This is a genomic window from Kitasatospora sp. NPDC059160 (assembly GCF_042755465.1).
GTDB lineage: Bacteria > Actinomycetota > Actinomycetes > Streptomycetales > Streptomycetaceae > Kitasatospora.
Genome location: NZ_JBHZCN010000026.1, coordinates 68,504 through 91,541, shown reverse-complemented (window position 1 = coordinate 91,541; position 23,038 = coordinate 68,504). Strand labels below are relative to the sequence as shown.

19 protein-coding genes are annotated in these 23,038 nt (G+C 74.2%); 13 read left to right on the top strand and 6 right to left on the bottom strand.

The window, feature by feature from the left end; all coding sequences use genetic code 11:
• Positions 1-412 precede the first annotated feature (412 nt).
• From ACFXOZ_RS13975 to ACFXOZ_RS13965, 3 genes are read left to right on the top strand one after another with little or no spacing between them, the layout of a single operon-like run.
• Positions 413-1,465 (top strand): iron ABC transporter substrate-binding protein, encoded by a 1,053-nt coding sequence (locus ACFXOZ_RS13975; RefSeq protein WP_380527520.1) that lies wholly within the window; start codon positions 413-415, stop codon positions 1,463-1,465.
• Positions 1,462-3,000, top strand: a complete 1,539-nt coding sequence (locus ACFXOZ_RS13970) for an ABC transporter permease (RefSeq protein ID WP_380590195.1) — start codon at positions 1,462-1,464, stop codon at positions 2,998-3,000. The genes ACFXOZ_RS13975 and ACFXOZ_RS13970 overlap by 4 nt, the downstream gene beginning before the upstream one ends.
• On the top strand, positions 2,997-4,031 hold the full coding sequence (locus tag ACFXOZ_RS13965; RefSeq protein ID WP_375883547.1) for an ABC transporter ATP-binding protein: 1,035 nt from the start codon (positions 2,997-2,999) through the stop codon (positions 4,029-4,031). Before ACFXOZ_RS13970 ends, ACFXOZ_RS13965 begins: the two co-directional genes overlap by 4 nt.
• An 86-nt stretch (positions 4,032-4,117) precedes the next feature.
• Here ACFXOZ_RS13965 and ACFXOZ_RS13960 read toward each other — a convergent pair whose 3' ends face one another.
• Positions 4,118-5,893 carry a hypothetical protein gene (locus ACFXOZ_RS13960; protein WP_380590192.1) on the bottom strand — a complete coding sequence of 592 codons (1,776 nt, stop codon included), beginning with the start codon at positions 5,891-5,893 and terminating at the stop codon, positions 4,118-4,120.
• A 229-nt stretch (positions 5,894-6,122) separates the two neighbouring features.
• Here ACFXOZ_RS13960 and ACFXOZ_RS13955 point away from each other — a divergent pair, with 229 nt between their 5' ends.
• The 7 genes from ACFXOZ_RS13955 (at position 6,123) to ACFXOZ_RS13925 (ending at position 16,770) form a co-directional block, all read left to right on the top strand.
• Positions 6,123-10,367: a hypothetical protein gene (locus ACFXOZ_RS13955; protein ID WP_380590189.1), complete on the top strand. Its 4,245-nt coding sequence runs from the start codon at positions 6,123-6,125 to the stop codon at positions 10,365-10,367.
• A gap of 131 nt (positions 10,368-10,498) precedes the next feature.
• The gene (locus ACFXOZ_RS13950; RefSeq protein ID WP_375883557.1) at positions 10,499-10,924 is read left to right on the top strand and encodes a hypothetical protein; all 426 of its coding nucleotides are present in this window, start codon (positions 10,499-10,501) and stop codon (positions 10,922-10,924) included.
• On the top strand, positions 10,921-11,685 hold the full coding sequence (grpE, locus tag ACFXOZ_RS13945; protein WP_380590186.1) for a nucleotide exchange factor GrpE: 765 nt from the start codon (positions 10,921-10,923) through the stop codon (positions 11,683-11,685). Before ACFXOZ_RS13950 ends, grpE begins: the two co-directional genes overlap by 4 nt.
• Before the next feature lie 31 nt (positions 11,686-11,716).
• Positions 11,717-14,302, top strand: a complete 2,586-nt coding sequence (locus ACFXOZ_RS13940) for an Hsp70 family protein (protein WP_380590183.1) — start codon at positions 11,717-11,719, stop codon at positions 14,300-14,302.
• Positions 14,299-14,667 (top strand): hypothetical protein, encoded by a 369-nt coding sequence (locus ACFXOZ_RS13935; RefSeq protein WP_380590180.1) that lies wholly within the window; start codon positions 14,299-14,301, stop codon positions 14,665-14,667. The genes ACFXOZ_RS13940 and ACFXOZ_RS13935 overlap by 4 nt, the downstream gene beginning before the upstream one ends.
• A gap of 92 nt (positions 14,668-14,759) precedes the next feature.
• Positions 14,760-14,999, top strand: coding sequence for a chaplin (locus tag ACFXOZ_RS13930; protein ID WP_375883566.1), 240 nt, complete (start codon positions 14,760-14,762; stop codon positions 14,997-14,999).
• A gap of 139 nt (positions 15,000-15,138) precedes the next feature.
• Complete coding sequence (locus ACFXOZ_RS13925; RefSeq protein WP_380590177.1) at positions 15,139-16,770, top strand: AMP-binding protein; 1,632 nt, start codon at positions 15,139-15,141, stop codon at positions 16,768-16,770.
• A 79-nt stretch (positions 16,771-16,849) separates the two neighbouring features.
• On the opposite strand, the gene ACFXOZ_RS13920 is transcribed toward ACFXOZ_RS13925, so the two are convergent.
• Positions 16,850-17,245, bottom strand: coding sequence for a sortase domain-bontaining protein (locus tag ACFXOZ_RS13920; protein WP_380590174.1), 396 nt, complete (start codon positions 17,243-17,245; stop codon positions 16,850-16,852).
• On the opposite strand from ACFXOZ_RS13920, the gene ACFXOZ_RS13915 reads away from it, so the two are divergent.
• The 3 genes from ACFXOZ_RS13915 to ACFXOZ_RS13905 all read left to right on the top strand — a co-directional run bounded on the left by ACFXOZ_RS13915 (position 17,220) and on the right by ACFXOZ_RS13905 (position 19,714).
• On the top strand, positions 17,220-17,729 hold the full coding sequence (locus ACFXOZ_RS13915) for a hypothetical protein (RefSeq protein ID WP_380590171.1): 510 nt from the start codon (positions 17,220-17,222) through the stop codon (positions 17,727-17,729). The genes ACFXOZ_RS13920 and ACFXOZ_RS13915 overlap by 26 nt on opposite strands.
• A gap of 568 nt (positions 17,730-18,297) precedes the next feature.
• Positions 18,298-19,029, top strand: coding sequence for a hypothetical protein (locus tag ACFXOZ_RS13910; RefSeq protein ID WP_380590168.1), 732 nt, complete (start codon positions 18,298-18,300; stop codon positions 19,027-19,029).
• A 76-nt stretch (positions 19,030-19,105) separates the two neighbouring features.
• Positions 19,106-19,714: a class F sortase gene (locus ACFXOZ_RS13905; protein ID WP_380531255.1), complete on the top strand. Its 609-nt coding sequence runs from the start codon at positions 19,106-19,108 to the stop codon at positions 19,712-19,714.
• A 152-nt stretch (positions 19,715-19,866) separates the two neighbouring features.
• Here the strand turns inward: ACFXOZ_RS13905 and ACFXOZ_RS13900 are convergent, their stop codons facing one another.
• The 4 genes from ACFXOZ_RS13900 to ACFXOZ_RS13885 all read right to left on the bottom strand — a co-directional run bounded on the left by ACFXOZ_RS13900 (position 19,867) and on the right by ACFXOZ_RS13885 (position 22,914).
• Entirely contained in the window at positions 19,867-20,271 is a 405-nt protein-coding gene (locus ACFXOZ_RS13900; RefSeq protein WP_375883580.1) for a YccF domain-containing protein, read from the bottom strand.
• Positions 20,272-20,345: 74 nt separating this feature from the next.
• Positions 20,346-20,996 (bottom strand): hypothetical protein, encoded by a 651-nt coding sequence (locus tag ACFXOZ_RS13895; RefSeq protein ID WP_380590165.1) that lies wholly within the window; start codon positions 20,994-20,996, stop codon positions 20,346-20,348.
• Positions 20,997-21,108: 112 nt separating this feature from the next.
• Positions 21,109-21,717, bottom strand: coding sequence for a hypothetical protein (locus ACFXOZ_RS13890; RefSeq protein ID WP_380590162.1), 609 nt, complete (start codon positions 21,715-21,717; stop codon positions 21,109-21,111).
• Positions 21,718-21,822: 105 nt separating this feature from the next.
• Positions 21,823-22,914 carry a YncE family protein gene (locus tag ACFXOZ_RS13885; protein WP_380590159.1) on the bottom strand — a complete coding sequence of 364 codons (1,092 nt, stop codon included), beginning with the start codon at positions 22,912-22,914 and terminating at the stop codon, positions 21,823-21,825.
• Positions 22,915-23,038 lie beyond the last annotated feature (124 nt).

The following is a 23,038-nucleotide window of genomic DNA, read 5'->3' as shown; positions in this document are numbered from 1 at the left end:
GCCACCCGCCGCGGGGGCCGCGCCGCCCGGCGCCCCGCGCCGCCGCGGGGGCGCCGCCCCCGGGGCGCCGCGCCCGCGGGGCGGCGGCCCCGCCACCCGCCCCGGGGGCCGGGGCCCCGGGCCCGTCCGGGGCGCTCCCGGGTTCGTTACTCATCGTGACGGTGAGTCCAGGGCGCCAGGGGTCCGGTTCGTCCGCAGTTGCCACCTGTGACCCGTACTTGGCGGTTGTTTTGCCCGTACTTGGGAGTCCGCTCACCGAAGTCCTACCCCGCCGCGACCAGGCCGAGATGTGACGCTCCGACACTTGTTAGGCAAGCCTTTCCTGCCTTAGGTTCTCGTGCCGTCAGGCCGCCGACCCTCGCTTTCCGAGGGCCCCGGCGGCCGTCCCCTGCCCTTCCGGAGGACCCTCACCATGCCCGGTACCGTGCGGCCCCTGGCCGGCCTGTCCCTCGTCGCCGTCTGCGCCCTCGCCCTCACCGCCTGCGGCAGCTCCGGCGGGACGGGAGGCGCGGACAGCGCCACCGCCGCGGCCGGCCAGACCGTCACCGTCTACAGCGGTCAGCACGAACAGACCGTCAAGGCCCTCACCGAGGACTTCACCAAGCGCACCGGCATCAAGGTCGAACTGCGTTCCGGCGACGAGGCCGAGCTCGCCAACCAGATCCTCCAGGAGGGCGACGCCTCCCCGGCCGACGTCTTCTACGCCGAGAACCCGCCCGCGCTCACCGTTCTTGACGACAAGGGCCTGCTCGCCAAGGTCGCCCCCGACACCCTCAAGTCCGTCCCGGCCGCCGACAGTTCCGGCAACGGCGACTGGGTCGGCGTCTCCGCCCGCAGCTCGGCCTTCCTGGCCGGCACCGGCAAGGCCGCCGACACCGCGCCGCCCGCCTCCGTGCTCGACCTGGCCAAGCCCGAGTGGAAGGGCCGCCTCGGCATCGCCCCCGGCGAGACCGACTTCGCCCCGGTCGTCACCCAGGTCCTCAAGGCCAAGGGCGAGGACGCGACCAAGCAGTGGCTCAAGGGCCTCAAGGACAACGCCAAGGTCTACGACAGCAACGAGACCCTCTCCGCCGCGATCAACAGCGGCGAGGTCGAGGGCGGCGTCATCGACCACTACTACTTCTACCGGATGCGCGACGAGAAGGGCGCCGCCGGGACCCACGCGACCCTGCACTACTTCCCCAAGGGCGACCCGGGCTCGCTGATCGACGTCTCCGGCGCCGGGATCCTCAAGCACGGCAAGCACCAGGCCGCCGCCCAGGCCTTCCTCGGCTACCTCGCCTCCGCGCCCGCCCAGACCGTCATCGCCGACTCCGCCAGCTACGAGTACCCGCTGGTCACCGGTGTCCAGGGCAAGCCCGAACTGCCCGCCCTGGCCGGCCTCGGCACCGTCGCCGACCCGGCCGCGCTCGGCGACGGCAAGCAGGCCCTGGCCCTGCTCCAGGACGCCGGACTGCTCCAGTGACGACCCCCCTGCCCGGGTGGCGGTGGCGGGCCGGCGGCCTGCTCGCCCCCGTCGCCGTCGCCGTCGTCGCGGTGGTCGCCTCGCCGCTCGGCTTCGTCACCGCCCAGGCCGCCCAGGCCGGTTGGCAGCAGGCCCGGCGGCTGCTCGGCCGCCCGCTGATCGCCACCCTGCTCTGGCACACCCTCGGCCTGGCCACCGCCGTCACCCTCGCCACCGCCGTCCTCGGCTTCGGCGCCGCCTACCTGGTCGAGCGCACCACCCTGCCCGGCCGCCGGGCCTGGACCGTCGGACTCGCCCTGCCGCTCGCCGTACCGGAGTTCGTCCGCGGCTACTCCTGGGTCTCGCTGTTCCGCTCCGTCCACGGCTACTGGGGCGCCGTCCTGGTGATGACCTGCTCGCTCTACCCCCTGGTGTTCCTGCCGGTCGCGGCCGCCCTGCGGCACGGCGACGCCGCCGCCGAGGAGGTGTCCCGCTCGCTCGGCCGCGGTCGGCTCGCCACCCTGTGGCGGGTCACCCTGCCGCTCACCCGGCCCGCCCTGGCCGGCGGCGTCCTGCTGGTCTCGCTCTACCTGCTCGGCGAGTACGGCGCCTTCGCGATGCTGCGCTACACCACCTTCGCCACCGCCGTGTTCACCCAGTACAAGCTCGGCTTCGACGCGGCCTCCGCCTCCCTGCTCACCCTGGTGCTGGTCGGCCTCGCCCTGCTGCTGGTCACCCTGGAGGCCTGGGCCGGCCGCCGGGCACGCACCACCCGGCACGGCGCCCTGGCCCGCCCCGCCGTGCCCGTACGGCTCGGCGGCTGGACCGCCCCCGCCCTCGGCGCGCTGGCCGCACTGGTCGGCGTCTCGCTCGGGGTGCCGCTGTACGCGCTGGCGTACTGGCTGGTCAAGGGCAGCTCCACCACCCTGCCCTCCGCCTCCGTGCTCGGCGCCACCCTGGCCACCCTCGGCTACGCGCTCGGCGCGGCCGTCGTCGCCACGGCCGCTGCCCTCCCCGTCGCCCTGTACGGCTGGCGGCGCGGCACCCGGCCCGCCCGCACCGTCGAGCGGATCGCCTACCTCACCCGGGCGCTGCCCGGCATCGCGGTCGCCCTCGCGGTGGTCTTCTTCGCCGTCCGCTGGGCCCGGCCGCTCTACCAGCAGCCGCCGATGCTGGTCCTCGGGTACGTCCTGCTGTTCTTCCCGCTGGCCCTCACCGCCGTCCGCGCCGCCCTCGCCCAGGTGCCGCCCGGCGTCGAGGAGGCCGCCCGCTCGCTCGGCACCCGGCCGCTCGCCGTCCTCGGCCGGGTCACCCTGCCGCTGGTGCTGCCCGGCCTCGGCGCCGCCGTCGCCATGGTCGGCCTCACCGCCTCCACCGAACTCACCGCCACCCTGCTGCTGCGCCCCACCGGCACCCAGACCCTGGCCACCCAGTTCTGGGTCTACACCAGCGGCCTCGCCTACGGGGCGGCGGCGCCGTACGCGGCCCTGATGGTGGCGCTGTCCGTCCCCTCCGTCCTGCTGCTCACCCGCCGCCCATCCGGGAGCCCCCGATGACCGGACTCTCCGTCGTCGACCTGCACGCCGCCCACGGACGCAGCCCCGTCCTGCACGGCATCGACCTGACCGTGCCGGACGGCGCGCTCGCCTGCGTCCTCGGCCCCTCCGGCTGCGGCAAGTCCACCCTGCTGCGGGTGCTGGCCGGCTTCCACCCGGCCGCCGCCGGGCAGGTCGTGCTGCACGGCCGCGTCCTCGACGACGGCCGCCGCAGGCTCGCCGCCGAACAGCGGGGCGTCGGCCTCGTCCCGCAGGACGGCGCGCTCTTCCCGCACCTCAGCGTCGCCGCCAACATCGGCTTCGGGCTGCCCCGTTCGCAGCGCCGCGCCCGGGTCGCCGAACTGCTCGACCTGGTCGGCCTGTCCGGCCTGGGGGAGCGCCGCCCGCACCAGCTCTCCGGCGGCCAGCAGCAACGCGTCGCCCTGGCACGGGCGTTGGCGCCCCGCCCGCGCCTGCTGCTGCTCGACGAACCGTTCGCCGCCCTGGACGCGGCCCTGCGGGCCGACCTGCGCCGCGAAGTCGCCACCGCCCTGCGGCAGTCCGGCACCACGGCGGTGCTGGTCACCCACGACCAGGACGAGGCGCTCTCCTTCGCCGACACCGTCGCCGTCCTGCGCGACGGCCGGATCGCCCAGGCGGGCAGCCCCGAGGAGCTCTACCACCGCCCGGCCGACGCCGCCGTCGCGGGCGTCCTCGGCGAGGCGAACCTGATCCCGGCCGAGGCCAGGGGAGTCGAGGCGCTGACCGCCCTGGGCGCCCTTCCGCTGGCCGACCCCGCGGTCGATTCCGGCGGCGCGCTCGCGCTGCTCCGGCCGGGCCAACTGCGGCTCACCGCCGAGCCGGTGGCGGGCGCCGTCCCGGCGAAGGTGCTCGGCAGCGACTTCCGGGGCCACGACCACCGGGTCGAACTGCGGCCCGGCGCGGCGGGGTTGCCCGAGGTGCTGATCGTCTCCGCCGACCGTCCGTGGCCGGTGGGCGGTGAGGCCTACCTGGCCGCCGCGGGGCCGGTGCACCTGCTGCCGGGGGAGTGAGCGTCCGGGCAGCGCCGGGCGGCCGGGCGGTTGACGGCTGGGCACGCACCTCGCCGACCGGCCCCGGACCGTGCGGTCCGCCGTCGTCACGGCCCCTCGGGCAGGTCCACCGCCTGCCAGCGGTAGGCCGCGTCCTCCTGCCAGACCTGCAACTCGCCCTCCACCACGGCCGCCAGGCACAGGCGCCAGTCGTCCCCCATGGCGAGGGCGACCCGGGTGGCGGGGCGCAGGGTCGGCCGCCACCAGCGGGGGCGCCGGGAGGCTCCGCCGGGCGGCAGGCGCAGCCGGACCCCGCCCGCGCCGGCCAGGGCGACGGTGGGGCCGCCGCGGTGGCCGACCATGGCGATGCCGAGGGAGGGTTCCCCGTCGCCGATCTCGGTGGCGGTGGCGGTCGCCGAGCCGAGGGTGTGCAACTGGGCGGAGCCGTCCGTGCGCAGGGTGGCGGCCTGCGGTCCGGCGGAGGCGCGGGCCAGCGCGCCGGCGCGCAGGGTGCCGGGCGGGCCGAGCGGGACGGGTGGTGAGCCGGAGCCCGGGCGCCAGCTGAGCACGCGCTCGCGGTGCTCGACCAGGACCAGCCAGGCGCCGGGCCGTTCCTCCTCGGCGGCGAGCACCCGGTCGGCGGGGCAGCCGGGGTGCTCCTGGCCGGTGAGGGTGAGGCCGGGGGCCCAGCGGTAGGAGCGCAGGGCGCCGGCGGCGGCGGTCCACACGGTCAGCTCCCCGGCCGCGCCGACCGCTCCGGCCAGGCCGCTGACCCCGCGGGCGGCCTCCCACCAGCCGGCCGCGGTGCCGACCCACAGGGTGCCGGAGCGGTCCTCGGCGCAGACCACCAGCTCGCCCTGGCGCCCGGCCCAGCCCGCCGCCAACTCCCTTACCGCACCGGGCCCCTGGCCGACGGGCGGCCGGTGGCCGGTGCGTCCGGGGCCGGCCAGCGCGGTGCCGTCGGCGCCGGCCGTGACCACCAGCGGCCGGCCGGCCCGGTCCGGCAGTACGGCCAGGCCCGCGGTGCGCGCCACCGGGCGGTGGGCGCGCAGCAGTTCGCGGCCGCGGGCGGCCCAGGGGCCGAGCGGGGCGGGGCGCCGGTCGGGCTCGCGGGCGAGCGGTTCGCAGGCCCAGCGGGCCAGTTCCTCGCCGTAACCGGCGGCCAGCAGCTCGGCGCGGGCCTGTTCGGCGGCGAGCCGGTGGTCGAGCCGGCCGTGGTCGGGCAGCAGCAGGGTGCGGGCGAGGGTGCCGACCGCGAAGAGGTCCTTGGCGGTGGTGGGGAAGCCGCCGACCTGTTCGGCCTCCGGCGGTACGTGCCCGGGGGTGAACACGGCGACGGTCAGGGTGTGGTCGAGCGGGGCGAGGAAGGTCAGGTCGATCAGTTTGACCAGGCCCTGGCCGTCCACCAGCACGTTGGCGGGGGAGATGTCGCGGTGGACCCAGCGTTTGCGGTGCAGCTCGTCGACGATCCGGCACAGCCGGGCCAGCACCTCGGCCATCGCGGCCGGACCGCCGCGCTGGGCCCGGGCCCAGGTGTGCAGCGGCACGCCGTCGACCCAGGGCGAGATCTGGTAGCCGAGCAGCCCGCCGGAGGGCGCCGCGCCGGGCCGGTGCGGGGAGGGGCCGAGCAGGAAGCTGGGCACCACCAGGTCGGTGACGCCGAGCCGGTGGGCGTTGTGCGAGACGTCGTCCCAGCGGCCGAGCCAGCGCCGCACCTCGGACGGGTCGCGCTCCAGCATGATCTTCGCGGCGACGAGTTCCCTGATCCCGTTGTGCCCGGTGCGCACCGCCCGCCACACCTCGGCCTCGCCGCCCCGGTGGTGGAACTCCAGCAGCTCGTACTGTTCGGGGTCGAACTCGGGCCCGAAGCGGAGCCCGGGCACCCAACGAGATTCTGACACGCGACCCCCGACGCTTCCTCACCACTGCGGACGCGCGACTGCCGTACGGCCTGCGCGCTGCCCAGGATAGTGCGCATTTCTGTTCGTCCGACCGGAGGAGGGCCTATTCTGATGGGCGCCCGAGCAACATCACGAAACAACGTCAACTCATGGTCGTACGGGGAATGTTGATCATGAAGCGGGACGACATCGAGGCACAGGGGGACGGTGCATGCTGCAGCTTGCGGTGCTGCTGATCGTGGTGGCACTGGCCGGGGCGGCCGCCGTCCTGCTCGCCCGTAGGCGAACCACCCTGGACCCGGCCGGAGTCGCCAAGGCCCTGGCCGCGGCCGCCGGACAGCTCGCCGCCGGAAAGGCCCCGCAGGCCCGCCGCCGCTACGCCCGGCTGGCCCGCCAACTCGCCACCGGACCCGCCGAACTGCGCACCCAGCGCGGCCTCGCCCTGCTCGGCCAGGCCGAGGCCACCATCCCCACCGGCGACCAGCAGGCCACCCTCGCCCTGCACCGCGAGGCCTTCCCGCTGCTCACCGACCCGGCCCGGCAACTGCCCCGCTGGAGCCTGCGCCGGCTCGCCGAGGAACGGACCCAGGCCCCGGACGGCGACCTCGGCCCGGTCCTCGCCTACCTCCGGGCCGCCGCCACCACCGGCACCGGCACCGGCAGCGCCACCGGCACCGCCACCGAAACCGGCAGCGCCACCGAAACCGATTCGGGCGAGGACGCCGACGCCGTCGCCCGCACCGTACGGTGGCTCCAGCACCTCTGCCGCGAGGGCGCGCCCGAGCAGCGCGACCACGCCACCGACCGGGCCCTCGCCGCCCTGCCCGGCCAGGACTGGCCGGTCCTCGCCCGGGCCGCCCTGCTGAACGCCACCGGCCGCGCCGAGCAGGCCGAACCGCTGCTCGCCGCCGCGGCCCCCGGCGGCGGCGCCGAACTCTGGTTCCGCTGGGGCGCCCAGCTGTTCACCGCGCACCGGGACGAACCCGCCGCCGCCGCCTTCGACGAAGCCCTGCGCCGCGGCCCCGGCGACCCCGGCCCCTGGGGCCGCGGCCCGGCCCTGCGCACCGACAGCCTGCTCTTCCGCGGCCTCGCCCGGCAGCGCCTCGGCGCCACCGACGCCGCCTGGGCCGACCTCGCGGCCGCCGCCACCGAGACCCCCGGCGACCCGCGCCCGCGCTACGCCCTCGGCCGGCTCGCCCTGCTGCTCGGCGCCGACGACCAGGCCCGGGAGCAGTTCACCGCCGCACTCACCGTCCAACCCTCCTTCGCCCCGGCCCGGTTCGGCCTCGCCCTGGTCCACGAACGGGCCCAGCGGCACGCCGAGGCCGCCGCCGACTACCGCACCGGCCTCGGCCAGGTCCCCGACTGGCGCCCCGCCAGGGTCCGGCTCGGCGCCGCCCTGACCGCCGCCGACCGGGCCGCCGAGGCCGAGCCGCTACTGCGCGCCGAGGCCGACACCGAACCCGACTCCCGCTGGAGCCGGATCGCCGCCTACCACCACGGCCTCGCCCTCGCCCGCACCGGCGACCCGGCTGGCGCCCTCGCCCGCTGGGAACCCCTGGACGACCCCGAACTGCACGTCCGCCAGGCCCTGGCCCGCGACCGGCTCGCCCGCACCCGGCTGGCCGCCGACCCGGCCGCCGCCCGCGCCCTGTGGCAGCGGGCCGCCGCCGAACACCCCGGCGCCCCCGGCTACCGGTCCGCGCTGCGCGAGGCCGCCCTGCGCGAGGCCGCCCACCTGCTGGTCACCGGCCGCGACCGCGCCGAGGCGCGCGAGGCCGCCGCCGCCGCGCTCGCCCTGGCCGACGCCCTGCCCGGCGCGCTCACCCACCGGCAGTCCCGGCTGCGCGCCGCGCTCGCCCTCGCCGAGGGCGCGACCGAGCGGGTCACCGCGCTGCTCGACCCCGCCGCCGCGCCCCGCGACCGCTACCACCTGGCCGCCGCCGCCCTGCTGGCGGGCCGTCCGGTGCAGACCATCGCCCTGCTCGGTCCGCTCGACCCCGACCCGGCCGGCGACCCGGCGCTCGCCCGGCTGCGCGCCCTGCTGGCCGAACGGGCCGGCAACTGGGCCGCCGCACTGGACTGGTACCGGCACTTCCTCACCGCCCCCGCGGCCGGGTCCGCCGCCGGTTCCCCCGAGGCCGGTTCCTTCGAGGCCGCTTCCGCCGCAGACCCGGTCGGCGACTGCGCGGCCTGCGCCCGCCCCGCCACCGGCGCCTGCGGAGGCTGCGGGCGGGAGGCCTGCGCCGAGCACCTGCACGCCCCGGCCGGATCCGCCTCGCCCCGCTGCACCCACTGCACCGGCCCCGCCCTGCGCGCCCTCCTGGACTGCGCCCGCCGGGCCGGTACCCCCGAACAGGCCGAACCCGTCCTGGCCGGCTGGGCCGAGGCGCTCGGCGACGGCGCCGCCGCCGCACCGGTACGGCTCGACCTCGCCCTGCTGCGCGCCGAACTCGGCCGCCTCGACGAGGCCCTGGCCGATCTGCCCGAGGAGGCCGGCCCGGCCCGGGCGGCCGTCCTGGTCCGCCGGGCCGGCGCCGCCCTCGCGGCCGAGCAGCACGGCCGGGCGGCCGGCGACCTGCGCCGGGCCCTCGCCCTCGCGCCCGGCCACCCGCAGGCGGCCGCCGCGCTGGTGCTGCTCGGCGAGCACGAGGCCCACCAGCACGCCGTCGAGGGCCGCCACCGCGAGGCCTACCGGGCCTACCGCGCGCTGCTGCTCGACGACCCCGCCCACCCCCGGCTGCTGCACGCCCTCGGGCTGGCCGGCTACCGCTTCGCGGCCGCCACCGGGGCGACGGCGACGGGAGCGGCCGACGGGACCGTGGCCGAGGCCGCCGACGAGCAGGCCTGGGCCTGGACGATCGGCTGCCTGGTCGCCGCCCTGCACCGCGAGGAGCTCTGGACCGAGACCGCCCGGACCACCGGCCGCGAGGCCGACCCCCAGCGCACCGCCGCCGCCCGCACCGCGCTCACCGACCGCCTCCGCGAGGACCTGCGCGCCCTCGACCGGGCCGCCGGCCGCAGCGGCGACGAGACCACCGCGTGGACGCTGCGCCTGGGCATGGAGTCCCACGCCGCGGACGCCTTCGCCCAGGAGGACGTCCGGATAGCCCTGCCCGGGCGCCCCACCCGCCGGCTGGTCCTCGGCCCGGGCCTGGACCGGCTGCTGCGCGCCGAACTGGCCGGCTGGGGCGAGGCCTACCAGCAGGCCGTCGGCGCCTGGCGGCGCGGCCCCGGGGCCGCCTCGGGGCCCGCGCTCGGCCGAGCCCTCGGCCTGTTCGGCGCGCTCGGCCCGCAGCAGTACCTGCACCTCCAGGGCCGGCAGGCGGCCGCCGTCGCCGCGCTGGACGCGGTCGCCGAGGGCGAGCGCGGCGCCGCCTGGCAGTCGCTGCTCGGCGCGGCCCTGGTCAGCCAGGCCCGGGAGCACCACCGCAACCAGGACTGGCGGGAGGCGCTGGACTGCCTCACCCGGGCCCGGAGCGTCCCCGGCCTGGTGCTGCCCGTCGAGGTGGCCAAGGTGGCCGCCGAGTCCGGGGTCCGGGCCGCCCGCGCCCTGTTGAAGAGCAGCGTGGACGACCAGGAGGGCGCGGCCGGACTGCTGGAGAAGGCCTTCGCGCTGGCCCCGGACGACCCGGAGGTGCGCGGCGACCTCGGCGCGACCTACGCCCAGTGGGCCCGCAAGATCAACAACGAGGAGAAGGACTACCTGCGCGCCCTCGAACTGCTGGCCAAGAGCGCCGAGCTCGCCCCCGGCGACCCGACCGCCCGGCACTTCCTGCGCGCCGCCCTCGGCAACCGGGCCGGTCAGCTCAGCCGGGTGGACGCCTCCGACGCGGAACTCCAGGAAGCCGTCGGGACGTGGAAGCGGCTGATCGAACTCGACGACGACCCCGAGAACCGCCGGGGCCTCGCCTTCGTGCTGCGCCAACTGGCCCGCTCCGCCGCCTTCGTCGACGACAGCGCCCGCGCCCTCGCCCGGATGCTGGAGGCGCTGGTCTGGGACCCGGACTGGGAGGGCGACGCCGCGAGCGAGGCGGGCCGCCGGGTCTCGGTGCTGCTCGCCAACCACGTCATCGACCACATGCAGAACAGCACCTTCCAGGCCCAGGCCGCGATGCTCCACAAGGCCAGGTCCTACGACGACTCGGCCGAGATCCGCGGCCTGATGGTCAGCGTCTGGCGCAGCCGGGCGATCTCGTTCTACGAGGAGCGCCTCTACGTCGAGGCGATCGGCCTGCTGCGCGAGGCGCTCGAACTCGCCGTCGCGCCGGAGGACACCGCCAAGCTCAAGACCGAACTCGGCATCGTCCTCAGCTCGTTCGCCGTCGCCCGGGCCAACGCCGGCAACCACCTGGAGGCCCAGGGGGCGATGGAACTGGCCCTCCAGCACAATCCCCACGACCGCGAACTGCGTGCCCTGGCGGACCGGATCAACAAGCTCGGCCGCCGCTACTGACCGGCCCCGCAACCGCCGGACGGCCGGCGCCGTCGTAGCCCGTGCACCGCGTCCGCACCGACCGCACCGCCCAGCCCGCTACCCCCAACCCCCCTGCCCCGTCCGGACCGTGAGGAGAGAGACCGCCCGCCATGCCACTGCACGAACCGTCGCCGTACGAGGTCCTGGGCATCCCGCTCACGGCCGGGGTACGCGAGATCAACCTCTCGGTCGGGAAGGCGCTCAAGGCGGGCCGGTACAGCCGCCAGCAGATCCAGGACGCCGCGGCCCTGCTGCGCAACCCGGACCGGCGCCTGGAGGTGGACCTCCAACAGCCGCTGCCGCCCGAACCGGTCGACCAGGCCGCCGAGTTGCTCGCCCCCGCGCTGGCCGAACCGCTGCTGGTGATCGAGCGCCCCGGCCTCCCGCCGGCCCCGGCCCTGCTCGCCCTGCACCGGGCCGAGGCCGCCGCCGACTTCGCCGAGCCCGCCCCCGGCGGCGCCGACCCCGAACCGCCCGTCCCCGCCCGCTACGCGGCCGACCTGTCCGTGCTGCCCCAGATCGAGGTCCCGCAATGACCGACGCACCGACCGCACCCGCCGGGCCGACCGCACCGACCGCACCGGCCGGTGTACCGACCGCAGCCCTGCTCGACGGCCACCGGCCGCTGGAGGTCCCGCCGGGTGCGGAGGCCGTCGACCTGGAGGCCAAGTTCACCCAACTGCTCTTCCGGTCCTCCCTGTTGGGCAACAAGCTGACCGAGCAGAAGCAGCAGGCCCGGGCCGAGCAGCGGGAACTGCTGGGCGTCCTGATCGAGGTGGACGACGCGCTGACCGCCCTCGGGCTGGACCGCGAGCTGGTGGCGCTCGGCCGCGGCGCCGGGCTGGAGGCGACCCGTCGGCGGCTGCTCGGCCGGCTGGCCAAGGCCGGGGTCCGGCCGATGCGGCTGGAGGGGTTGGCGGCCGACCCGGCGCTGACCGAGATCGTGGGCACCGAGGTGCGGCCGGGGGTGGCGCCGGAGACGGTGCTGCAGACGGTGGTGACCGGCTTCTTCTGGGAGCAGGAGGTGCTGCGCCGGGCCCAAGTGGTGGTCGCCGCAGCGGAGTCGGCGGCGGAGTCGGCACCGGAGTCGGTGCCGGAGCCGGTGCCGGTGCCGGTCGAGGACCCGCGCAGCGCGCGGATCGGGCTTGAGGAGCCGGAGCAGTCCGAGGAGCCGAAGGAGCCCGAGCAGCCGACGGCCGCCGCGCCCGACCCCGCCGCCAGGCCGGTGCCGCCCCGGGTCCGTCGGCACGCCAAGGCGCCGGGCCGGCCGGCCAAGCGCGCCAAACGCAAGAAGTAGCCAGGACCACGAGGGGCAAGAGGGGAACGACATGTACCGCACACTCGGCATCGACCTGGGCACCACCAACTCCGTGGTGGCCCACCTGCGCCGGGGCGCGCCGGAGATCATCTTCAACCGGCAGAACCAGGAGGCCACGCCCTCCGTGGTCGGCAGCGGCCGCAAGGGCGAGCTGCTGGTCGGTTCGACCGCGCGCAGCCGGATCGCCATCGACGGCGCGAACGTGATCCGCTCGGTCAAGCGCTTCATGGGCCGCAAGTTCAAGGACCCGCAGGTCCAGGCGGCGCTCAAGGAGGTCGACTACAAGGTCACCGCGGGCACCGACGGCGACGTCAACGTCTGGTTCAACGGCCGCTCCTACACCCCGATCGAGATCTCCGCGATCATCCTGCACCGGCTCAAGCAGGACGCCGAGCAGCGTCTCGGGGAGCCCTTCCACCGGGCGGTGATCACCGTCCCCGCGTACTTCGGCGAGCGGCAGGTGGCCGCCACCCAGGAGGCGGGCCGGATGGCCGGCCTGCACGTGCTGCGGATCATCAACGAGCCGACCGCCGCCGCGCTCGCGTACGGGCTGGCGAGCGACGCCGGGGACGAGGGCCGCACCGTCCTGGTGTACGACCTCGGCGGCGGCACCTTCGACATCTCCATCCTGCTGCTGGTGCCCGGTTCGGTCTCGGTGCTCGGCATCGAGGGCGACAACCTGTTGGGCGGCGACGACTTCGACCGGGCGATCACCACCGCGCTGCTGGAGGACATCCGCGAGGAGTACGGCTCCGACTACCAGCCGGACCTGCGGGACCGCCCGAAGATCGCCTCGACGGCCGAGACGGTCAAGATCGAGCTGTCCAACCAGCAGTCCTCCGAAGTGATCCTGCCCGGCCTGGGCGCCGGACAGCTGGTGCTGGAGACGGAGTTCGAGCGGGCCCGCTTCGAGGAGCTGATCGAGGCCCAGATCGAGCGGACCATCGAGCTGACCCACAAGGCGATCATGCAGGCCAACCTGACCGTCGGGGACGTCGACGAGGTGGTGCTGGTCGGCGGTTCGACCGCGATCCCGCTGGTCGAGCGGCGCCTCGGCGAGGTGTTCGGCACCCGCCGGATCAAGCGCGGCGTCAACCCGATGCAGTGCGTGGCGCTCGGCGCGGCCGTGCAGTGCGCCCTGGTCGGCGAGGTGGAGTGCCCGGAGTGCCGGGCCCCCGGGGACCTCTCGGCCTCCAACTGCGCCAACTGCGCGACCTCCCTGCTCGGCGGCGACCGGGTCTCCTGCCCGACCTGCCACGTCCCGGTCGAGGCCGGGGCGTCGGCCTGCCCCAAGTGCGCCCAGGAGATGGACGGTTCGTCCGCCGACGGCGAGGCCGGCTCCGGCGCGAGGATCCCGCAGCAGTCCCAGGCCACCACCGCGCTGCGCGCCGACAACTGCCCGCAGTGCGGCACCCCGGCCGCCCCCGGCGTCACCGCCTGCGAACTGTGCGGTGAGCCGCTCAACTCGGCCGCCCCGGGCCACACCAAGGTGGCCTCCACCGCCGCCGAGGACGTCGGCCTGCGCTGCTCCTCCTGCGCCACCGTCAACCCACCGGGCAGCGAAGTCTGTGCGGGCTGCGGCGAGTTGATGCAGGTCACCAACCCCTTCGACATCACCCCGAAGAACCTCGGCATCGAGCTCAACGACGGCCGGCTGGCCGTCATGATCCCCAAGAACACCAGCTACCCGACCAGTTCGCCGGTCGGCCGGGAGTTCGTGGTCTCCGGCAGCGGCCGCCAACGGCTGGAGATCGCCGTCTACGAGGGCGAGCACGAGATCGCCCAGCAGAACGAGCTGATCGGCCACCTCACCCTGCGCCTGCCCGAGGGCCTCGGCGGCCGCACCCCGGTGGAGGTCTCCTTCGGCCTGGACCGCGACCGCACCATCACCCTGTCGGTGCGGATCCAGGGCGGCGCCGAGAAGACCGTCAAGCTGGAGCGGGTCACCCTCGACCCCGAGTTGAAGGTGCAGGTCGAGGAGCAGCAGCGGCAGATCGAGTCCTTCACCGACCGCTGGGGCGGCGAGCTCACCGAGGCCGAGATGCGCGAGGCGCAGCGGCTGATGGACGCCCTGGACGACCTGGCGGCCGGGCAGACCCGCGGCCGGTCGGTGGACGAGGCGCTGGAGCGGGCGCAGCGCCAGCTCAAGGCGCAGCGCTGGGTGCGCGGCTCGGAGGCCTACCTGAGCCTGTTCATCCACTACTGCGAGAAGCACCTGGACCCGAGCGACCTGGACCGGCTGCGCTCGGTGGCCGCCGAGCTGCGCCTGCGCCGGGAGGCGGCCGACTGGGAGGGCGCGATGCGCGCGGCCCAGAAGGCGGACGAGCTGTGCGACTCGCTCGGCCACACCTTCCGGATGCTCACCATGTGCAACATCTACGTCAACCAGAACATGGTGTCGCCGGCCCTCGGGCAGCGGATCATGGCGGAGCTGCGCGGCCTGGACGAGGCGGTGGAGGCGCCCAACATGGAGGCGGTCAACACCCACATGTCGAACCTGCTGGCGCTGTACGCCCAGGCGCAGCGGGAACTGGGCAGCGAGCCGGCCGCCGAGTCGCTCGGCCCGGTGCGCCCGGAGGAGGCCGGTCCGCGATGACCACTCCCGACGTACCTGCCGTGCCCGGAGCGCCCGAGGAGCCGGAGGTCCGCTGCCCGCTGTGCAAGGTCCCGGCGGACCGGCGGTCGCTGGGCTGCCCGTCCTGCCGGGAGGACCTGGGCGTGCTGTTCCGGCTGCGTTACGCCGGTCGGATCGACTACAACCGGGCCCTGACGGCGCTGGGGGCGGGGGAGGGGGCGCTCGCGCTCGGCCTGCTGCACCGCGCGCTGGAGGCCGAACCGGGGCTGGAACCGGCCCGGGAGCTGCTGGGATCACTGAGCGTGTCCGGGTTCGGCGGGTCGGGTGCGGAGCCGGGGGAGGGCCTGCGGGAGGGTCGGCGGGAGGGCGACACGCCCTCGGGCTGACCAATTCGGCCGCTTCCGGCCTGCCGTGGAGTTCGATCGGTGCGAGTGTGATCGTCACACGGAGTTCCGCCACCCTCTCAAGGAGTGACGCAATGCGTATTCGCACCACCCTCGCCGCCACCGCGCTCGCCGCGGTGGCCGTCATCGCCGGTGCCGGCACCGCCGCCGCCAGCGGCGCGACCGCGAACGGTGTCGCCTTCGGTTCGCCCGGTGTGCTCTCCGGCAACCAGATCCAGATCCCGATCAACCTCGAGGCCAACGTCTGCGGCAACTCGATCGGCGTCATCAGCATCCTCAACCCGGCCTTCGGCAACACCTGCATCAACGCCTGACCCGCGCACCGGGGCCGTCCGTCGCAGCCGACGGGCGGCCCCGGTGCCGTGCCGGTACCCCCGTTCGGGGGTGGCGGCGCGGGCCGGGGACCGCGAGCATGGTCCCCTGTCCCGCACCGCCGCACCCAGGAGCCCGCCCGTGCCGACACCGCCCGCCCAGCGCAGCTACGCCTCTGGGACCTCGGCCGTCCCGCTGCTCGGCGACACCATCGGGGAGAACCTCGACCGCGCGGTGCGCGCCTTCCCCGACCGCGACGCCCTGGTCGACCGCCCCACCGGCCGCCGCTGGACGTACGCCCAACTCGCCGCCGACGTCGACGCGCTGGCCCTCGGCCTGCTGGAGCTCGGCATCGCCAAGGGCGACCGGGTCGGCATCTGGGCCCCCAACTGCGCGGAGTGGACGCTCACCCAGTACGCCACCGCCAAGCTCGGCGCCGTCCTGGTCACCGTCAACCCGGCCTACCGGGCGCACGAGCTGGAGTACGTGCTGAACCAGGCCGGGATCCGGCTGCTGGTCGCCGCCGAGCGCTTCAAGACCTCGGACTACGCCGGGATGATCGGCGAAGTCCGGCCCCGCTGCGCCGGGTTGGAGCGGGTGCTGCTGCTCGGCAGCCCCGCCTGGGACGAGGTGCTGGCCGCCGGCCGCGCCGCCGACCCCGCCCCGCTGGCCGCCCGCCAGGGCGAGCTGGCCCCCGACGACCCGATCAACATCCAGTACACCTCGGGCACCACCGGCTTCCCCAAGGGCGCCACCCTCTCGCACCACAACATCCTCAACAACGGTTACTTCGTGGGCGAGTTGCTCGACTACACCGAGCAGGACCGGATCTGCGTCCCGGTGCCCTTCTACCACTGCTTCGGCATGGTCATGGGCAACCTCGCCGCCACCTCGCACGGCGCCTGCGTGGTCATCCCGGCCCCCTCCTTCGAACCCGGCGCCACCCTGGCCGCCGTCGCCGCCGAGCGCTGCACCTCGCTGTACGGCGTGCCGACCATGTTCATCGCCGAACTCGCCGACCCGGACTTCGACCGCTACGACCTGGGCAGCCTGCGCACCGGCATCATGGCGGGCTCGCCCTGCCCGGCCGAGGTGATGAAGGAGGTCATCGAGCGGATGGGCATGGCGGAGGTGTCGATCTGCTACGGCATGACCGAGACCTCGCCGGTCTCGACCCAGACCCGCACCGACGACCCGGTCGAGCGCCGGGTCTCCACCGTCGGCCGGGTCGGCCCGCACCTGGAGGTCAAGGTCGTCGACCCGGCCACCGGCCGCACCGTCCCGCGCGGCGAGCCCGGCGAGCTGTGCACCCGCGGCTACTCCGTCATGCTCGGCTACTGGGACGAGCCCGAGCGCACCGCCGAGGCCGTCGACGCGGCCCGCTGGATGCACACCGGGGACCTCGCGGTGATGGACGCGGACGGCTACCTCGCCATCACCGGCCGGATCAAGGACATGGTCATCCGCGGCGGGGAGAACCTCTACCCGCGCGAGATCGAGGAGTTCCTCTACACCCACCCCGACGTCCTCGACGTCCAGGTGATCGGCGTCCCCGACCCCAGGTACGGCGAGGAGCTGATGGCCTGGATCCGGATGCGCGAGGGCGCCGAGCCGCTCACCGCCGAGGCCGTGGCCGCCTACTGCGCCGGGCGGCTGGCCCACTTCAAGGTCCCGCGCTACGTGCACGTGGTCGAGGAGTTCCCGATGACCGTCACCGGCAAGATCCGCAAGGTCGAGATGCGCGCGCAGGCGCTGCGCATTCTCGGCCTCTGACCCCGGGAACGCCCGCGGCCCGCCCCCGGGCGGGGACGGGCCGCGGCGTCGCCGATCCGCCGCCCGTGGGAGGCGCGCGTTACGCGGCGAGGTCGGCGTAGAAGATGATGTTGTCGGTGCGGTGCCCGTGCTCGATCCCGCCGCCGCAGGTCAGCAGGCGGAGTTCGGCGTGGTCGGTCGCACCGTAGACCTTGTCGGTCGGGAAGTCCTTCTTGTTCACGTTCTGGATCTCACGGATCCTGAACTCCGCGGTGCTGCCGTCCTCGCGCCGGACGACGACGGTGTCGCCCAGCTCGACCTTCTCGACGTCCTTCATCAGCGCAGGGCCGTGCCTGGTGTCGAAGTGCGCCACCAGGACGGCGATCCCGGTCTCACCCGGGGTGACGCTCCCGGTCCACCAGCCGGGGCTGTTCGCGTCGGTGTCGGGATCCGGGACACCGAGCTCGCCCGTGGCGTCGAGCTCGAGGTCGACCATCTTCCTGCTGTCGACACCGGCCGCCTCGATCCTCATCCCGGTCGGGCGCGCCTTCGGCATCGCCCGTGCGACGGCACTGGGGGTCGAAGCGGCCGAGGTGCTGGTGACCTTGGGCTCCGGGGGCAGGTCGATAACGAGGGCCTTCGGCCTGGCGGACCTGATCGACCGTATCGTGATCGGCGCTGCCCCGCCCGAGGTTGAGGACGCCGTCTACAGGCTGGTGCTCGAGGCACTCATCAACATCCGCCGACATTCTTCCCGCGCTACCCGGTTCTCGGTTTCGGCCACCCGTTCCTCTGTCGGCGCTGTGTCGGTGTCCGTGGCCGACCACGGCGGCAGGAAGGCGCTGCGAACACGCAACCGCACCGGAGGTGGCACCGGACTTCTCGCCCTTGCCGAGCGCATCCAGAGCCTGGCCGGCACTGTCAGTGCCGGCCCGCACCAGGACGGTTGGCACGTCCGCGCCACCGTTCCTCTCGACTGAGAGGTCCGGGCGAGGATCGATCGTCCACGCGGCCGGAGAACAATCGATACATCGTCGACAGAGGATGAATCCCCATTCACCTTTGTCGCCCCCACAGATGCACTTGAGGAGTCATCTCAGGTGGGGAGTCTGCCGAGCCAGATGAGGGCTGCGGCGACGCGACTCGGTCGGAGCCGACCTGTGAGGGCGTCCACAACTGGCCGGCAAGCCCGAGCTCACAGGGTCGATGCTCCACCACGGCCTGCCGCTCCACCTCCTGTGCCGACGGCGACAAGAGCAGAGCGTCCCCAGGCGGCTCACCCACGCAAGGTCAATAACTCAGAACCCCAACGGTTTCAGGACTGCAGGACCTTCTGGGGCGGGTTCGGTCACCTTTGGTGAATCCACTGAAGTGAACTCCCGGCGGGCGGTTGGTCTTGTACCTGAAGGCCCGTTCAGGCGTATTACTTGTCTCTCCTTGGTCGAACGTACGCTTCCCGAAATTCATCCGATGAGTCGCTGATCTCGGTCAGCGAGACAAGGGGATTCGCGAAAAATGCGTTCCGCTCTCCGAGTTGCTGTCACCGTCGTGGGTGCCACGGCGGCCCTGTCCCTCCCCCTGGGCCTAGCCCACGCCGCCGACACCGGGCACGCCCCTTCGTCCAACGCACTGCAGGCCGCGTCGAAGGCAAAGTCCCACGACCTGCCCGACGGTTACAGCACGCGGTACAAGAGCGACAATCCGATCGGGGTGACCATCACCTATGACCTGACTGGCGAGTCCATCGAGCTGAGGGTCGATCGTGTGAGGACCGGCCGCCTCCACAACTACGACTTCACCATGGACTCCAAGGGAATTCTGACGGTCGAGGAGGTGCCGAACACGCAGGAGCTGGCCGACGGCTATGTGGCCGACGTCCACGAGCAGGTCGTCTCGACCCGGACGGGCAAGATCGCGGCGTACACCGCGAAGATCCGCAGGGGTATGAGCGGGGACCTGGCCACGCTGACCAACCCCGGCGATTCCACGGGGCGGCACGGTGACTACAGCTTCGCCCTGGCCTCCGACGGCAAGGTGACGGCCACCAAGATCACCCCGGGTGACAAGGGTCAGCCTGGTGACAAGGGTGACAAGGGTGACAAGGGCCAGCCCGGTGACAAGAAAGCGGCGGTCACGCCCAAGGGCGGCGTGAAGGCCGGTGCCGAGGGCGTCGGCACCGGTGACAGCGCCGAGCTGGTGTACGGCGGGGCCGGTGCGGCCGCCGTCGGCGCCGCTGGCCTCGGCTTCGTGCTGCTGTGGCGCGGCCGCGGCAACGTCTGATCCCTCGATCGACGGCCGCCGCGCGAGTGGGTTCCCCCCGCCCGGCGGCCGTTCCATGCCTGCCCGGAGGACACCCATGACCCGAACCCGCGTCACCGTCGTTGCGGTCGCCGTCGCGGCGGCTGCCCTGCTCACCGCCTGCGGCGGTGGGGACAGCCCTGTGCTCCCCGCCGCCCCCGAGATCGTCAGCACCGCTACCGCGTCGCCGGCCACTGCGGCGGCCTCCCTTCCGAAGTCCCGGCCGACGGGGCTCAAGATCGGGTCGGCCGGTGTCGACGCGAAGAGGATGGTCGATCTGAAGATCGACGACAAGGGCGAGCTCGGGGTGCCGGATCCCGCCAAGGAGGCGGACCTTCCGGGGTGGTGGGAGGGGAGTCCGACCCCGGGTGAACCGGGGGCGTCCGTGCTCGTGGCCCACTTCGACACCAGGCACGGGCCGGCCCTGATGAAGGACGTCGAGAAGATCAGGCTCGGCGACCGGATCGCGGTGCCCCGTGAGGACGGCACCACGGCCGTCTTCGCGGTCCGCGAGATCGAGAAGGTGGACAAGAAGGCCTTCCCGACCGAGAAGGTCTACGGCGCCACCGACCGGCCGGAACTGCGGCTGCTGACCTGCGGTGGTGAGATCAGGGACGGGCACCGGACCGGGAACGTGATCTTCTACGCGGACCTGGTACCGGCCTGATCCTGCACCTCGGCAGCGGTTCCGGGGCCGGCGGGTGGAGGCAGAAGCGCAGACGTTCGTGGTCCAGGGTGATGTCCGCAGATCTGACCAGCACGAACGCTGATGGCCGACGAGGAGGCTCCCTCGTCGGCCATCAGCGTCGGTGGTGGCGCTCAGTACCGGGTGCCCCAGGCCTCGTCGGTGGAGACGATCTCGCGGCCGAGCGGCATCAGCGAGATCGGGATCATCTTGAGGTTGGCCCAGCCGAAGGGGATCCCGATGATCGACAGGAACAGCGGGATGCTGGTCACCAGGTGCGCGATCGCCAGCCACCACCCGGCGAAGACGAACCAGATCACGTTGCCGACGCAGGACGCCGCCCCGGCGTCCGGCCGCTCGACGGTCGTCCGTCCGAAGGGCCACAGTATGAAGCCGGCGATCCGGAACGAGGCGATGCCGAACGGGATGGTCACGATCAGCACGCAGCAGATGATTCCGGCGACGACGTACCCGATGGCCATCCAGATGCCGCAGAAGAGCAGCCAGATGACGTTGAGGACGAAATTGATGGGCTTCATGCGCGTTACCTTCTCACGCTCGACGGACTGACTGCCACGACCTGCCATGCCCTCTGGCGTGCGCGTTCACTCCCTTAGGGGGTGCTCTTGGGGGATGACTCGGGGGTCGGGAGGGCGGGGAACTCGGTGGCGGAGGGGCTCGTGTAGTGGCAGTCGCCGGAGGTGGGGCAGAGGTACACCGTGAGGTCCTCGCCGTGGGTGGGCGACAGGAGGCGGAACTCGGCGAAGGTGACGAACCTGCCGCCACCGAGGTCGACCGCGCGGAAGCGGGGTGGGGCGGCGACGTGGTCGGTGTCGCCGGTCACCTTGACGTCGTCCTGGCGGCCGGAGAAGGCGGTGAACAGGTACTGCTCCGGCCCCAGTACCCCGTTCGCCACCAGCTCCGTGTCCCTGGTCTGATCGTCGATCGGGATGAACTCGGTTCCGTCCCACGGGTCGCCGAGGTGTACCCAGCAGACGTCGAGGTTGTCCTTCAACCAGAACGCGACCGCTCGGGAGTGCCCGTCGTCGTCGAGTACCGCGAGGGTGGCGAGGGTCGGCTTCGGGCACTGCTTCACCAGGAGCCCCGGCCGGTCGACGGCGTCGACGATCCACTGGGCGGACGGCGGCGCCGGTTCGGGCAGCACCACTGCGTGGCGCGGCGCCCCGTCGTCGGCGAAGACTCCGCAGGCCGTCACGGCGGCCAGGACGGCCGCCGAACTCACCAGTCCCGCAAGGCCTTTCATCGCGTACCCCCTGTAGCGCTCCGATGGATCCAGGGTCGGCCAGGGCGGGGTGGCCGACAAGGCGCTGCGGGGTCACGGAACCGTCCCGGTCCCGCACGGAGGTGACGGTGCGTCAGTGGGCGTCGCGGCAGGTGCCGGTGGGGGTGCAGAGGGTGAGGGTGAGCGGGCGGCCGGTCGGGGGGATCCGGTAGTGGTAGGCGGCGAAGGTGACGAGGTCGCCGGCGCCGAGGTCGAGGGTGCGGCGCCGGACGGGGCTGACGAGGTGGTCCGGGTCGCCGGAGACCGTGATGTCGTCCACCTGGCCGCGGTAGGCCGTGAAGGCGTAGGAGTCCACGCCCGCCGTGGTGTCGGCGGGCATCGGGGTGCGGGGGACGAGGTCGGCGATGGCGGCGAACCAGACGGTGGTGGGCGTGACGCCCGCGTGGTTGACGACGGCGTAGCAGACGTCGAGGTTGTCCGGCAGCCAGAGGGCCACGGCCCGGGTCTGCCCGTCGGTGTCGAGGACGACCATGGTCGCCAGGGTCGGCTTCGGGCACTGCGGCGGCAGGTTGAGTCCGCCGACGAGGTCCGCGATCCACTGGGCGGAGGGCGGGGCGGCCTCGGGGAGCGGCACCGGGTGGCGGTAGGTGCCGGGGTCGAGGGCCGGATCGCAGGCGGTGGCCGGGCCGAGCGCCGTCACCAGTGCCAGCGTCGACCAGAGCGCCCCGAGGCGGCGTCGCATCCTGTCCCCTCTCCTTCCCGGTACGACGGGTGGGCCCCAGGATGCGCCCGGCACCGGGCGGCGGCAAGACTCCTGCCGCGGCCCGGAGCACGGAGCCGGGAGGGGTCAGGCCGGGCGGGGCAGGTAGGCCAGGCCGTGGGCGCCGGGCTCGGCGAGCTTGGGGACGGTGAGGCGGGTGACCGGGGTCAGGGTGTCGAGGTCGACGACGTCCACGGTCGAGGAGACGACGGAGGCGACGTAGCCGAACCGGCCGTCGGGAGAGGAGGTGATGGTCAGCGGGAACCGGCCGACCTCGACGGAGCCGAGCCTGCGGTGGGTGGCCGCGGAGAAGACGGTGAGGCAGCCGGGGTCCTGTCGGCCGAGCGGCGAGTCGGGGCTGGTGGTGGCGTGGATCTCGCCGGCCAGGAGGCGGCCGCTGCTGGTCAGGTGGACCGGCAGGACGGCGGAGCCGGTCGGCAGCACGTCGACCACGGAGGCCGTACGGGTGTCCAGGACGCGGATGCCGGGCGCGGCGTCGGGCTTCCCGGCGAAGCCGAGGTAGGGCCCGCCGACGTACACCCGGGCGCCGTCGGCGGAGACGGCCAGGCCCTCGCTGCCGGGGACGGTGATCTTGGCGGTCAGTGTGCCGCGGTCGAGGTCGACCACGGAGACGTACGGGGCCTCCTTGTTGGTGGCGTAACCGGTGCGCCCGTCCGGGGAGATGGCGAACCAGTGCGGGCCCGGGGCGTCGGTGTCGATCCGGCCGAGCGGGCGGCGGGTCGCGGTGTCGACGACCACCACGCCGCCGGGTCGGTCCGCCGAGGCCTCGACGCTGACGTAGAGCCGGCCGCGGACCGGGTCCAGGGCCAGGCCGTGCGGGCCGTGCTCGGGGGCGAGGTCGATCACCTCGACGACGGTGCGGGTGTCGGCGTCGATGACGGTCAGTTCGGTGCTGTGGCCGTCGTGGGCGTTGTAGTAGCCGGAGCGGTACGCGCTGGTGCACCAGAGCAGGCGCTGCGTCGGGTCGAAGCACAGCTCGTGCGGCTGGGCCGGGACTTCGACGGTGTCGAGCAGGGCGTCGGTGGCGGCGTCGAAGAAGGAGACGGTCGGGCCGCTCTGGCTGACGACGGCGAGGACGTCGCCGGCGAGGTGGGCGCGGGCGTCGAGCTGGGCGCGGGTGTCGAGGTGGGCGCGGGCGTCGAGGGGGGTGTTCGGCACGGGAACTCCTGGTGGGTGGCCGGTGGGTGCCGGCGGGTGCTTCGTGAACGGTTCCCACTGTGCTCGCCCCAGGCCGGTCGAGCCATGCAAGGATCGGCACGGGATCATTGCCCCAGACGCAAAA